13 protein-coding genes and 1 tRNA gene are annotated in these 12,832 nt (G+C 72.9%); 6 read left to right on the forward strand and 8 right to left on the reverse strand.

All coding sequences use genetic code 11. The features are described 5' to 3' along the window. Positions 1-175, forward strand: a 175-nt coding sequence (locus LLG88_04865; protein ID MCE5246239.1) for a glycosyltransferase, incomplete at its 5' end; no start/stop codon positions are given. Positions 176-193: 18 nt separating this feature from the next. Here the strand turns inward: LLG88_04865 and LLG88_04870 are convergent. The 4 genes from LLG88_04870 to LLG88_04885 form a co-directional block, all read right to left on the reverse strand. Next, positions 194-1,675 (reverse strand): O-antigen ligase family protein, encoded by a 1,482-nt coding sequence (locus LLG88_04870; GenBank protein MCE5246240.1) that lies wholly within the window; start codon positions 1,673-1,675, stop codon positions 194-196. 82 nt (positions 1,676-1,757) lie between these two features. Then, on the reverse strand, positions 1,758-2,711 hold the full coding sequence (locus LLG88_04875) for a hypothetical protein (GenBank protein ID MCE5246241.1): 954 nt from the start codon (positions 2,709-2,711) through the stop codon (positions 1,758-1,760). 115 nt (positions 2,712-2,826) lie between these two features. After that, positions 2,827-3,609 (reverse strand): exodeoxyribonuclease III, encoded by a 783-nt coding sequence (gene xth / locus LLG88_04880; protein ID MCE5246242.1) that lies wholly within the window; start codon positions 3,607-3,609, stop codon positions 2,827-2,829. Then, a complete protein-coding gene (locus tag LLG88_04885) occupies positions 3,609-3,950 on the reverse strand; it encodes a heavy metal-binding domain-containing protein (protein ID MCE5246243.1) in 342 nt (113 codons plus the stop codon). Before LLG88_04885 ends, xth begins: the two co-directional genes overlap by 1 nt. Before the next feature lie 68 nt (positions 3,951-4,018). Here LLG88_04885 and LLG88_04890 point away from each other — a divergent pair, with 68 nt between their 5' ends. Then, positions 4,019-6,766 (forward strand): transporter substrate-binding domain-containing protein, encoded by a 2,748-nt coding sequence (locus LLG88_04890; GenBank protein ID MCE5246244.1) that lies wholly within the window; start codon positions 4,019-4,021, stop codon positions 6,764-6,766. Positions 6,767-6,778: 12 nt separating this feature from the next. Here LLG88_04890 and LLG88_04895 read toward each other — a convergent pair whose 3' ends face one another. From LLG88_04895 to LLG88_04905, 3 genes are all read right to left on the reverse strand, one after another. Continuing rightward, a complete protein-coding gene (locus tag LLG88_04895; protein ID MCE5246245.1) occupies positions 6,779-8,431 on the reverse strand; it encodes a DUF6178 family protein in 1,653 nt (550 codons plus the stop codon). Positions 8,432-8,529: 98 nt separating this feature from the next. Further along, entirely contained in the window at positions 8,530-9,285 is a 756-nt protein-coding gene (locus LLG88_04900) for an RDD family protein (protein ID MCE5246246.1), read from the reverse strand. Between the two features lie 60 nt (positions 9,286-9,345). Beyond that, positions 9,346-9,975, reverse strand: a complete 630-nt coding sequence (locus tag LLG88_04905) for a DUF5655 domain-containing protein (GenBank protein ID MCE5246247.1) — start codon at positions 9,973-9,975, stop codon at positions 9,346-9,348. A 312-nt stretch (positions 9,976-10,287) separates the two neighbouring features. Between LLG88_04905 and LLG88_04910 the strand changes: the two genes are divergently transcribed. The 3 genes from LLG88_04910 to LLG88_04920 are packed head-to-tail and all read left to right on the forward strand — an operon-like array spanning position 10,288 to position 11,576. Continuing rightward, entirely contained in the window at positions 10,288-10,698 is a 411-nt protein-coding gene (locus LLG88_04910) for a type II toxin-antitoxin system RelE/ParE family toxin (protein MCE5246248.1), read from the forward strand. Beyond that, positions 10,688-11,092: a helix-turn-helix transcriptional regulator gene (locus tag LLG88_04915; protein ID MCE5246249.1), complete on the forward strand. Its 405-nt coding sequence runs from the start codon at positions 10,688-10,690 to the stop codon at positions 11,090-11,092. The genes LLG88_04910 and LLG88_04915 overlap by 11 nt, the downstream gene beginning before the upstream one ends. Further along, positions 11,067-11,576: a protein-export chaperone SecB gene (locus LLG88_04920; protein MCE5246250.1), complete on the forward strand. Its 510-nt coding sequence runs from the start codon at positions 11,067-11,069 to the stop codon at positions 11,574-11,576. Before LLG88_04915 ends, LLG88_04920 begins: the two co-directional genes overlap by 26 nt. 59 nt (positions 11,577-11,635) lie before the next feature. Here the strand turns inward: LLG88_04920 and LLG88_04925 are convergent. Next, positions 11,636-11,709: transfer RNA gene (locus LLG88_04925), tRNA-Cys, on the reverse strand. Positions 11,710-11,875: 166 nt separating this feature from the next. Here LLG88_04925 and LLG88_04930 point away from each other — a divergent pair. Then, on the forward strand, positions 11,876-12,832 hold a 957-nt coding region (locus LLG88_04930), incomplete at its 3' end, for a threonine/serine exporter family protein (GenBank protein MCE5246251.1).

Consider the following 12,832-nt stretch of genomic DNA (forward strand, 5'->3'; position numbering starts at 1 on the left):
CGTCCTCTTCGCCCCCGGCGACCAGGCCGCGCTCGGCGCCGCGCTCGGCCGCTACCTCGACGACCCGGAGCTCCGCGCGCGGCACGGCGCGGCCGGCCGCCGCCGCGCCGTCGAGTCGTTCGACGTCGCGCGCGTCGCGGAGCGGTTCCTCGGTTATTTCGCAGCGACCGAATGAGAACGGTGGTTCAAGACGTCACTGCCGACCGTCCTTAGAAGCGCGGACAGCTCCCGCACTGGGAAAAGAAGCGCCCAGCAGACCGAGCAATGTCACCAGTGGAACGACGCCGGTCGGGCAGCTGAACGGCGCCGCTCCGATCATGTCGATCAGGCAGAACCACAGATAGCCGCGCACCGCGCGCGCAAATGGCCCGATTGGCGCGTCTTCCAGCGCTCTCAGGCGACGAAGCAACATGGCGACGGCGAAGACGAAATACGCGGCTCCGACGAGACCGCCGCGAACCAGCATATCCATCCAGCCGACATCGTTCGTCGAAACGAAGCGCAGCCCGAATTCGCGCGCCACGCCCGCGGCGGGGCCGTCTCCGAACACGAAACCCGCCCCCAGAACCGGTTGGCGGGAGAAGATCTTCCCCAGCGCATGGATCTGGAACATACGCGTGCTGAGGGACCCAAGAGTGTCCAAGGGACGGCCGTCCTGCGCCAAGTCGGACGACACGACACTGACACGGCCGCCGATGTAGGACCCAGAGCCGGTCAGCCAGACACACCCCGCGACCAGCGCGACGACCAAACCCCCCTGTATCAGCGTTCGCGCCGAAGTGGAAGCGCTTTGGCGCGAGTCCCGCAGGGCGAGCCAACCTACAGCCCCGGCAAGACCGAGCCATCCGGCCCGGAACCCAATCAAAGCCGCAGCCAAACCGAGAAGGCACAGCAGTGTGCTGCGCACCGCGGGACGAAAGAGATCAGCTTGGTAGAAAACGAGGAAGAAGGCAATGTAGAGGAGGAAGTAGCCCTGCGGCACCGTGCGGAAGAACCGCTGCCCCGCCACAACATAGGAATCGATCCGCACGCCGGGCAGGACAGTCTTCAGGTCGAAAAAGAACCCAAGGACCGGAACCAAGGCCACGATGCAACCGGCGGCGGCGAAGAGCCGAGTGCACCGACGGAGCTCCCTCTCGTCGATACGAACGAACAGGCAGAATAGGCCCAGTGCATAGAAGACGACGTCGTGGGCGCCGCGGACGCTGACCCATGGGGTCTGACCCCAGTTCAGGGATGAATAGACGATAAGCCCCGCGATTCCGGCAAGCAGCCCCAAGAGAAGCCGCGCGGGCAGAGTGGCCAGGCGGTCCCGCAGGGGTATGTCGCCCCGCACGACGCGCGACAAAACGAACAGGCCGAAGAGAGCCGTCAACGCAACGTCGTACGCGGGAAGCCCTATCGCCTTGTTCGTGTTCAGATCGACCAAGCCGAACACATTCGTCGCAACCGTCAGCACCACAAACAGGAATGCCGCCAAATCGTGCACGCACGCCATTCCAGCGATGAACAGAACAACAACCGCCGCGACCTCGCCGGGCGCGGAAAGCAAGAGCGGCGCGAAAATCGAAGCGAGAACGGTCAGAGCCAGAAGACTCGCGACAACAACGGTGGCCTGCCGGCCCCGCCGCACGCCCAAGACCGCCTGTGCGCCCCGAGCGATGCAGCCCCTCACCGAACCTCCGGTCATTGTCGAATCTCCCCGCAAGAGGGAGCTTACACGGAGCGCGCCTTCCGGCAACCGCCGGATCAGTCGCTCAGAGCGAGCCCAGGAGGGCGGCCGCGGTCGCGACCGCGCGGGCCGGCGTCGAGCCGACGGCCGTCTCGTCGGAAAGGACGATCCCCGCGTAGCCGCGCGCCAGAAGATCGTAGAGGTGGCAGACCTCGGAGCGAGTCGGCGCGTCGTGGCGCGCGAGGTGCTGCAGCACCTGCCCCGCCATCAGCGACGGGCAGGGCAGAACGCGCGGGTCGAACTCGTGGACGAACCGCGCCAGTTCCGGCAGACCGAGCTGCGCGCCGAGATCGCCGCGGCAGATCCAGACTTCGTCCGCCGCCGCCGCGATCGCCGGGAGCGCGTCGATCGCCTCGCGCCGCTCGATCTTCCCCGCGACGCGCGAGCCGGGACGCGCCGCGCGGACCCATTCCGCCTCGCGTCCGTCGAGCATGAACGAGAAGGCGATCGTCGCCGGCCCCTCCGGCAGCGCGGCGAGCGTCGCGCGGTCGCGCGGCGAGAGCCCGGCCAGACGCACCGGATGCTCGAGCAGGTTGATCCCCTTGCGCGGCCGGAGCGCGCCGCCGACGAGACAGCGGGCGACGATCTCTTCGTCCGCGCGGCGCTCGACGACGAAGCGCAACCGGCCGTCGTCCACGCCGAGCGTCTCGCCGACCCGCGCCTCGGCGAAGAGCTCCGGGTGCGGCGCCGGCAGCGCCCCCTCGCGCGCCTCGAGGGACAGCGCGAGCGTCTCCCCCGGCGCGATCCGCCGCTCGGAGAAGCCGCCGAGGCGCATCTTCGCCCCCTGCAGGTCGATCACCAGTTCGCGGTCCGGCGCCGCCGCGCGCACGGCGCGGGCCAGCCGCCCCGTCTCCTCGGGAGAGAGGTGCGAGGCGTTGAGCCGGAAGCCGGTGGCGCCGCTCGCCGCCAACTCCGCGGCGAGGTCCGAGGAGCGCGGGCCGAGCGTGGCCACGAGGCGGCGGGGCTTCGATTCGTTCATCGCGGATTCATCCCTGAGAATAGTGGCCTGATTGTCTTCCGCGCCGCGCCCCGCGGCCAGCGCCCCGCCCGGCCCTCGCCGGCCGCGGCCCCGTCCCGCGCGCGCGCCGTCCGCGTCACGCGAGGCGGAAGCGGGCGACGACCGGCGCGTGGTCCGACGGCTTCTCCAGCGCGCGCGGCGCGCGGTCCACGTCGCAGGACAGCGCGCGCTCGGCCAGCGAGGGCGTCGCCAGCAGCAGGTCGATCCGCGCCCCGAGGTTGCGGCGGAAGGCGTTCATCCGGTAGTCCCACCAGCTGTAGAGCTTCGGCTCGTCGTGGAAGCGGCGGAAGAGGTCCACGAGCCCCAGATCGAGCAGCCGGCGCAGGGCCGCCCTTTCCTCGTCGGTAAAGAGAATCGTCTCCGCGTAGTAGGCCGGGTCGTGGATGTCCCGCGCCTCCGGCGCGATGTTGAAGTCGCCGAGGACGACGAGCGGCTCGTCGGCGCCGCGCGCGGCGAGCGCCCGCGCCAAGCCGTCGAGCCAGCGCAGTTTGTAGGCGAACTTCTCGCTCCCCCGCTCCTGCCCGTTCGGCACGTAGACGTCGACGATCCGCACGCCGGCGACCGTCGCCGCGACGACCCGCGCCTGCGGGTCCCCTTCGTGCTCGGCGAGCCCCGCCTGCGGCGCCTCGAGCGGACGGCGCGAGAGCAGCGCCACGCCGTTGTAGGTCTTCTGCCCGTTGACCAGCGCGGCGTACCCCAACTCCTCGAACGCCGCCGCGGGGAACTCCTCGGCCGCGACCTTGAGCTCCTGCAGCGCCAACACGTCGGGACGCGCCGAACGCAGCCAGTCGAGCAGGTGCGGCAGCCGCGCGCGGACCGAGTTGACGTTCCACGTCGCGACCGAGAGTTCCTCGGCCATCAGTTCGGTTCCACGATCACGGCCGTGCCGTAGGCCAGGACCTCGGTGACCCCCTGCATCACGTCGTTGGCGTCGTAGCGGAACGCCACCACCGCGTTCGCCCCCCGCTCCGCGGCGTGGGCCAGCAGGAGTTCCAACGCCTCCTCGCGGGTCTTCTCGCACAGCTCGGAGAAGAGAGTGATGTTGCCGCCGACCAAAGTCTGCAGCGAGGCCCCCAAGGTGCCGAAGACGCTCCGCGAGCGGACGACGACGCCGCGCACCAGACCGAGGTTCCGCACGACGCGGTGCCCCGGCAACTCGTTGGCCGTCGTGACCATCGCGTGGTCGATCGTTCTCTCCATTTCAACCTCCGCTGAAATCATGCGCGGCGCGGCGCCGGAACGTCAATCTGTGTGTTAATACTTTGCACATGGGGCGCATCAGAGTCACCGGCGGATGCCGCGCCGCGCTGTTGGCGGCGCTCGCGTTCGTCGCCGCGCCGGCCTTGGGGAAGGCCGAGCCGGCGCCCGCGGGGGGGCCGCCGGGCGTCGTGAAGATCGCTGTATCGCCCTTCGAGCCGTTCGTCCACGAGGAGGGGGGCGAGTACGTCGGCTTCGACGCCGACGTCCTCCGCATGATCTGCGCGGCGAACGGTTGGACGCCCCAGTTCACGACGATGCCGTTCCGCGAGGCGCTCGGCGCCGTCGAGCGCGGCGAGGCGACGATCGCGGCCGGCGCCTTCTACGACGTCGAGGCGCGCCGCCGCGTCGTCGCCTTCTCGCGTCCCTACCTCGACACCGGCCTGGTCTTCGTCGTGCGCGCCGACGGCCCCTCGCCGAGCCGCGCGCGGCGCGTCGGCGTCAAGGCCGGGGCGACCGGCGAGGCCGAGGCCCGCGCCCGCTTCGGCGGCCGGGCCGACGTCAAGATCGTCCGCTTCGTCTCCACCGAGCGGTCGCTCGAGGCGCTGCTCGCAGGGGACGTCGACGCCGTCCTCAACGACTACATCAACTCCGTGGCCCTGATCGGCGACCGCTACGCCGGCCGCCTCGCCATCGCCAAGCGCTGGGGCGCGCCGTGGTTGCTGACGCACGACCGGCTCGCCTATCCGATCGACCCGGCGCGCCCCGACGTCAAGGCCGCGGTGGACGCGACGCTCGCCGAGCTCGAGCGCGGCGGCACGCTGGAGCGGGTCCGCGCGAAGTGGCTCCACGTCGAGATGCCCCCCGACTGGCGCCGCACGGCGCTGATCGCCGCGGTCGCGCTGGCCTGCCTCGCCTTCGCCGCCGGGCTGACGGTCGCGCTCGTCGTCGCCCGCGGCCGCGCCCGCGTCTTCAAGGCCTACTGGCGGCTGCTCGAGGCGTTCCCCGACGCGGTCCTCGTCTCCAGCGGCGGCACGTTCGTCTACCTCAACCGCGCGGCGCGGCGGATGCTCGGCGCGGCCGACGACGACGACTCCCGCGGCGTGACCCCCGAGACGCTCGGCCGCCTCGCCGCGGGCGCGGTCCCCGGCGAAGGGGCGCGCTTCACGCCGCCGGGCGGCGGCGAGACGCGGGACGTCGAGGTGTCGGCGACGCCGGTCGAGTTCCACGGCCGCGCGGCGACGCAGTGGGTCCTGCGCGACGTCACCGACCTGCGCCGAGCGCGGGCCGAGCTGGCCGCGACGTTCGAACGCCAGTCGGAGCTGCTCCGCTTCCAGGAGCAGATGCTCGAGACCGCGGCGGCGTTCATCGCCGTCGTCGACCGGAGCGGCCGCGTGCGGCTCTGGAACCGCGCCGCGGAGCGGCTGACCGGCGTCGGACGCGACGAGGCCTGCGCCGCGGGGAACGTCTGGGCGCCGCTGCTCGGCGACCAGGAGGACGCGTTCCGCGACGCGCTGGAGGACGCCCTCACCAGCAAGCCGCCGCTCGACGGCACGCCGTTCGACCTGCGGACGAAGGACGGCGAGCCGCGCGTCCTCGCCATGTTCGTCGGCGCGATGGGGGGCGAGGACGACCCGCCGCTCGTCGTCGTCGGCGTGGACCAGACCGCGGAGCGCGCGCTGGCCGAGCAGCTCGAGCAGAGCCGCAAGCTGGAGGCGATGGGCCGCCTCGCGGCCGGCGTGGCGCACGAATTCAACAACATGCTGCAGGTGATCATCGGCAGCGCGGAGCTGGTCGCGCTGAACGCCGCGCCGGAAACCCGCGCGCGGGTGGACCAGATCCTCGACGCCGCGGGGAACGGCGCGGGGCTCGCGCGGCAGCTGCTCCTCTTCGGCCGCCGCCAGCCGCTGAAGCGCGAGCCGTACGACGTGGACGACCTGGTGGCCTCGACCGCGCGGATGCTCCGTCCGCTGCTCGGCGAGAAGATCCACCTCGAGCTGCGCGGCGGCGGCGCCGGCGCCGTGCTCGCCGACCGCGCGCAGTTCCAGCAGGCGCTGATCAACCTCGCCGCCAACGCGCGGGACGCGATGCCCGACGGCGGCCGCTTCGTCCTCTCGACCGAGCGGCGCGAGGTGGGCGAGGACGAGGCGCGGCGCGCCGTCGGCCTCTTCGCCGGCGAGTGGGTCGTCGTCGCCGCCGAGGACACCGGCGTCGGCATGCCGGCGGAGACGATCGGGCGGATCTTCGAGCCGTTCTTCACGACGAAGCCGGTCGGGCGCGGCACGGGGCTCGGCCTCGCCGCGGTCCACGGCATCGTCGCGCGGCACGCGGGGGTGATCACCGTCGAGAGCGGCCCGGGGCGCGGCGCCCGCTTCGCGATCTACCTCCGCCCCGCCGAAGTCGGGGCGGGCCGGACGGCGACGGTCGTCGCGCGGGCGCGTCGGACGGGAGAGACGATCCTGCTCGTCGAGGACGATCCGGAAGTCCGCGAGATCCTCGCCGGCGGCCTCGCCGCGCTCGGCTGGGACGTCCGCGCCGCGGAAGGGGCGGCGTCCGCGCGCAACCTCAACCTGACCTCCGCGCCGGCGGCGCTCGTCTCCGACGTCCAGCTCGCCGACGGCTCGGGGCCGGAAATCGCGGCGGCCCTCCGCGCCCGCTTCCCCGGCATGCCGGTGCTCTTCGTCACCGGGCACGGCGCGGCGGGCTTGGACGACTGTCCGGGCGGGCCGACGGTCGTGCTGTCGAAGCCGTGCACGCTGAGCGAGATGTCGGAGGCGCTGCGCTCGCTCGTCGCCCCGGAGCACGCGGCGAAGGTCTGACGCGCGGGGCGCTCAGCGGAAGAGCAGCCGGCGGACGAAGCGCGCGTCCGGCGGTTCGTCCGGCGGCAGCTCCGCGACGTCCTCGTCGAGCACGCCCCTCAGGTACGGCGCCGCGGCCCCGAGGCCGAGTTCCTCCGCGCAGCGCGCGAACGTCGCCTCGTCGGCCAGAAGGTCGATCGCCCGGCGCGCCTCGTCGCGCGCCAGCGGCTTGGGCCGCGCTCCGTCGCCCAGCGCGAGACGCGCGATCGAGGTCAGCGCGACGGCCGACCAGTCGACGTCGAGCGCCGACTCGCGCCGCGCCGGAACGGGATCGAGCTCCGGCAGTTCGGCGGCGCCGGCGCGCAGCGTGTCCTCGAGATACACGCCGAAGGCGGCGGCGACGGCCAGCGTCTCGTCCCACGTTTCGAGATCCTCGAGCGTGCGCGGCGGGCGCCGCAGCGCGCCGTCGGCGAAGACCGGCCGCGGCTCGAGCAGCCCGTCGAGCGTCTCGCCGAGCGGCGCGTCGAGCCGCCGGCGCGCCAGGTGCACGCGCGACAACCAGCCCCGCTCGAGCCGCCGCGCTTCCTGCACGCGCTGCAGCACCGCGCCGACGCCGGCGTGGTTCAGCTCGAAGACCGAGAGCCCCGCCAGCGCGCGCGGCCCGAGCTCGGCCACGCGGTCGCCGAACAGCTCGGCCAGGCCGAGGTTGATCATCGAGAGGGCCGTGCGGAGGCCGTTGCGGTGCGTTTCCGGCTCGCCGAGCGGCTCGAGGCCGGCGACGGCGAAGCGGTTGCCGAGGCGGGCGACGTCGGCGAAGAGCCGCTCGAGCCGCTCGGGCGGCAGGCCGCGCGCCGCGGCGGCGAGCGCCGGCAGCGCCCCTTCGGCGAGCGGCGCGGGAACGTGCGCCGCAGGACGCTCTTCCTCTTCGGGCGACGCCGCGGACGCCGGCGCGGGAAGCGCGCGGACGCGCTCGACGAGCCGCGCGCGCTCGGCCGGATCGCTCTCCGGCCCGCCCGCCCAGACCTCCATCGCCTCGTCGAATTCGGGGAACCCCTTCTCGGCGAGGCGCGAGCCGCGCCGCTCGAACGCCGTCTCCGCCAGCTCCGGCGGCACGGCCCACATCACTTCCTCGAGCAGCGCCTCGTACGCCGCGCGGTCGCGCTCCCGCAGCCGCGCCAGCCCTTCCCACAGCGGCCCCGCGGCCTCCTCGAGCTCGTCGTCGCGCAGCTCGACGAAGTACGTGCCGTCGAGCGTGGAGAGCGGGCGGTCGGGGGGCTGGAACGCCGGGTCGCTCGACTCGTCGAGCTTGTAGACGCGGAGGATTTTGGAGAGGAGCAGCACGACGAGCTGCTCGTCCGCCTCGCGCAGGAAGCGGACGACCGTCTCGGGGTCGGCCTCGTGCATCGCGGCGAGCCAGCGCGCGGCGCGCGCCGGGTCGAAGTCGTCGCGGCGCCAGGCGTCGACGTCGAAGAAGAACTCCGTCTGGTCGGTCGAGGCCAGCGGCAGCAGCGCCAGCGCGTCGTCGAGGCCGGTTTCGACGATCGTGAGGTAGAGATCGGCGGCCGGCAGCGACCGCACCAGCTCCGCCGGGCGCGGCGCGGAGAGGATCGCCTCCACGCGCGCCGCGGGGGAAAGGGAGAGGAGACGCCGTCTCTGGTGGATCAGCCCGCGCGTGCGCTCGTCCATGCGTCGATTGTGCCGCCCTTGGGCGGGCGGGACAACGGATTCCGCGGCGCGGAACGAGGGGAGAGTCGCGGAGCGGGCGCGCGCGGCGCCGCCGCGCGTCAGGCGCCCGGGAGCTGCCCGGCGGCGAGCGCGGCGGCGACCGCGAGCGCGGTGGCGCCGATCAGCACGCCGGCGACGACCGAGGCGCGCGCCGGGCGCACCGGCAGGTGGACGACGACGAACCCGCTGTCGCGGTCCCACGTCGTGCGGCGCTCGACGCCGAGCCGGGCGTAGGCGAGGACGTTGGCGACCACGCCGACGATCGGCAGCCCGAGCCCCTGCCCGCGCCAGGCGACGAGCGCGCTGCGGCGCAGCGCCTCGCGGTAGGTCGGCAGCGATCCGTCGGGGAAGCGGACGACGATCCCGAGCAGCCACTTCCCCGGCGTCGCGCCGAAGCGGGACATCATCCACGCCTCGAGCAGCGCGTAGAGGAGCGTCGCCGGGGGCGCGAAGAACGCCGGCGAGACCTTCTCGAGCGCGACCCCCGCCGCGGCGAGGACCGGGGCGGCGGCCGCGGCGAGGATCAGCGCGAAGAGCAGCATGTCGAACGAGCGCGCCCAGTAGCGCAGCCAGGGGCGCGGCGGACCGGCGGCGAAACGGGGCGCCTCGGCGACGGGGAGCGGCGCGGCGAACGCCGCCTCGCCGAAGACCTCTTCCGCGGAACGCCACGAGGGCATCCCTTCGCGGAAGACCATCGCGTCGCGCGCGATCTCCCCGCGGGCCATCATCCGCCGCAGTTCGTCTTCGCCGACCGGGCCCGCCTGGGCGAGCCCGCGGTAGAAGAACCACTCCACGCCGCCGTTCTCTTCGCTCACGCCCGCCATTCTTGCGGCCGGCGGCGCGCGGCGCAAAGTCGCCCGCCCCCGCGCCGCCGCTCAGGGCTCGGCGTCCCGTTCGCAGGCCAGCCGCAGCCACGCCGTCAGCTCGTCGTCGATCTCCTCGAGCCGCTCGACGACGACGCGGTGGGTCAGCCGGTCCTTCTTGGCCAGTCCCCCGGTCTCGACGAGCCGGCCGCCCCCCTTCTCGGCGCCGAGCGCGAGGTCGAGCTCGATCCGCGTCCGCGAGGCGGGCTTGATCTCGGCGACGACGTGCCGGCGGTGGATCGAGACCGCGGTCGTCGTCGGGCAGATCCGGACGTCGTCGGCGATCGAGCAGGCGAGGCGGGCCAGCGCTTCGTAGAGCGGCCGCAGGGCGGCCTTGGGGCCGGAGAAGAGGGCGTCCACCAGACGCGGCGCGGCGGCGAGATAGGTCTCCTCGTCGGCGAACGCGCGGCCCCGCCCCGCGACGCACTCGACGATCAACCCCGCCGTGGCCCCGCCCAGCTTGTGGCGCGTCTTGAGCCAGACCAGCCGCTCGCGGTCGCCCGCCGGCCCTTCGCGCCGCACGACCTCGATCCACGCGGCGAGCCCCCGCCCGGTCCGCGCCTCGAGATTCGCGGTCATCGACCGCATGTGCGCGACGAGCGGATGCACGCCGAAGACGATCCCGGTCGGCTGCTCCATCATCCGTCCCTCCGTCGTCCCCAAGATACGGCCGCGGCGGGATCGCATGGACGCGCAGGACGCAAAACGCCGCGGCCCCGATGCGGGCGCGCGGCGCCGACCGGACGCAGTTCCCCGAAGCGGGAACGGAACCGCCGATCGGAACTGGACCTTCGCCGCGCCCGCCGTATTGGAGAGCGGACCCGCGCTTGCCGCTCCAAGTCGGCGGAGCGCGCGCTCGCGAGAGGTTGTCCGGCGGCGGCCGCCGGGGGCGCCGCGGACGATGGCGTTGCGGATTGGCGGGAGCCCGCGTAATTTAACCTTGAGGTTAACGGCATGATCCTCCGTCGGATCGGGCGCGCGGACTGGGACGTCTGCGGCATCTGCAACGACGACGAGGAGCGGACATGCGACGTCCTGGACCTCTTGGTGGATCACGCCGACGGAGCGACCTGTCTCGCGTGGCTGCGGAAGAGCATCGCGGAGCACGGGCCGCCCGGGAACAAGGAGAAGTCGCGGCGGCTGAGCCAGTACATCTACGAGCTGAAGCACAAGCAGCTGCGCCTGTTCTACTTTTTCGACGAAGGTCGCTTGATCGTCGTCGCCCACGGCGCCGCAAAGCCGAGCGAGAAGGTGCTGAAACGACACGTCGCCCGCGCGGAACAGCGCCGCCGAGCGTACATGGAAGCGCGCCGGACGGGCGACGTCACCATCATCGACGCTGCGGAGACGCCCCATGGCCACTGAGCGCTACCGGAAGTTCATTCGTGAATCGGAGGCCAAGCCGGAATACGCGGCGGCGGCCGTCATCTACGACTTCACCGAGGACGTCTGGAGTCTGATGGAAATGCAGGGGCTCTCCCGCTCCGAACTCGCGGCCCGGCTGAACGCCTCGCCGGCCTACGTGACGAAGATCCTGCGCGGCAACGCCAACTTCACGCTCGTCAGCATGGCGAAACTCGCCGCGGCTCTCGGCGCGGAGCTTCGCGTCCACCTCGCCGAGCGCGGCGCGCGCGCCGACTGGCGGGATGTGGCGAGCGCGGAACCGAAGTCCGAGGAGGGGCCGCCGTCGTTCGAGGCGGCCTGCACGTTCCGTCCCGTCCGAGGAAAAGCAGATGCCGATGCCCCCGCTGCAGCTTAGGCGCTCGTTCTACGAGAAGATCGAAGTCGAGGCCGACCTCGGCCACAAGCCGGGCGAGGGATCCTCGAGCGTCGAAACGGAGATCTCCCTGCAGTCCGACAAGAGCGGGAGGAAGTGGTTCGTCGTCCTGACCATCCGCGCGCTGCCGTCCGCGGACGGGTCTCGACCGCCGTACAGGATCCACCTGCGGTGCGTCGGCGTCTTCGAAATGCCCGAGCCGAAGAAGACGCCGGACGCGGCGAAGCTCGTGGGCGCGACGGGCGCTTCGATTCTCTTCTCGGCGGCCCGCGAGTTCATCGAGATGGTGACGTCGCGCTCGGCATGGGGCGCGTTCCGGCTCCCGACGAAGAGTTTCGCGGACCTCTCCTTCGAGAAGCAGGAAGAGCCGCCCAGGACGTCGAAGGCGCGGGGAACCGGGCTCGGAGACGTGCGGGGCGAGTCGAGGGCCGGAGCGCGTCGGAAAAGACCGAACCGCAAGTCTTGAGAGCGAAAGCGCGATGAACGGGCCCGACGGGTCGCGGGGGCGGGACTGTCCGCGGAGAGTGGAGGCGCCGATCGGAGTCGAACCGATGATGAGGGTTTTGCAGACCCTTGCCTTACCACTTGGCTACGGCGCCGTGCCGCAAAGAATAGGGGCAACCCGCCCGCCCGTCAAAGGAGCCCGAGCCGGGCGGCGGTCCGCCGCGGTCCGGGCGATCGCCGCGCCCCCGGCCGGCGCCGCGGGGCGCGCAATTCGCCGCGTCGGAGGCGGCGGCGGACGGGATCGGCGGTAACCTGCGCGGCATGGACGAGGAGCGTTGGGAGGCGCCGGTCGGCGCGATCGAGTTCATCGCGGACTTCGGCCGGGCGCTCCACCGCTTCGGCTCGTCGGCCCCGCGCGTCGAGGAGGCGCTCGAGGCGCTCGCCCGCCGCTTCGCCGTGCGCGCCGAGTTCATGGCCACGCCGACGGCGATCTTCTGCGCCTTCGGGAAAGGGGCGGAGCAGCGCACGCTGCTCGCGCGGGTCGAGCCGGGGGACGTCGACCTCGAGAAGCTCTCGCTGCTCCACGCGCTCTCGCACGACGTCGTCACCGGCGACGCGCCGTTCGAGGAGGCGCGGCGCCACCTCGCCCGGATCGTCGACCAGCCGACGCGCAGTCACTGGGCGGTCGTGCTCGCGTCGTACGCCGGCGCGTCGGCCGCCTCGACGCGGTTCCTGCAGGGGGACCTGCCCGAGGCCGCGGTGGCGGCGATCGTCGGCCTCGCCACCGGGCTGCTGGCGCTGGCGGCCGCGCGCCGTCCCGCCTTCGCGCGGATCTACACGCCGGTCGCCGCGACCTGCGCCGCGTTCCTCGCCGTCGCCCTCTCGCGCTGGATCGGCGTCGCCTCGACCTACGTCGCCACGCTCGCCGGGTTGATCGTGCTGATCCCCGGGCTGCCGCTGACGGTGGCGATGACCGAGCTCGCCTCGCGCCATCTGAGCTCCGGCGTCTCGCGTCTCTTCGACGCCGGCGTGACGTTCCTCAGCATCGGATTCGGCGTGGCGCTCGGCACGCAGGTCGCCGACGTGCTGCTCGGGGACGTGCCGTCGGCCGCGCCGCACGCGCCGCCGGGCTGGACGGAGCTCGCCGCGCTGCTCGTCGCGCCGGTCTGCTTCGGGCTGCTGCTCAAGGCGCGGTTCCGCGACCTCGGCTGGGTGCTGCTCGGCAGCGTCGCGGCCTACGGCGGCACGAGGCTCGGCGCGGCGGCGGTCGGGCCGCAG

Source organism: bacterium, from assembly GCA_021372775.1.
Classification (GTDB): domain Bacteria; phylum Acidobacteriota; class Polarisedimenticolia; order J045; family J045; genus JAJFTU01.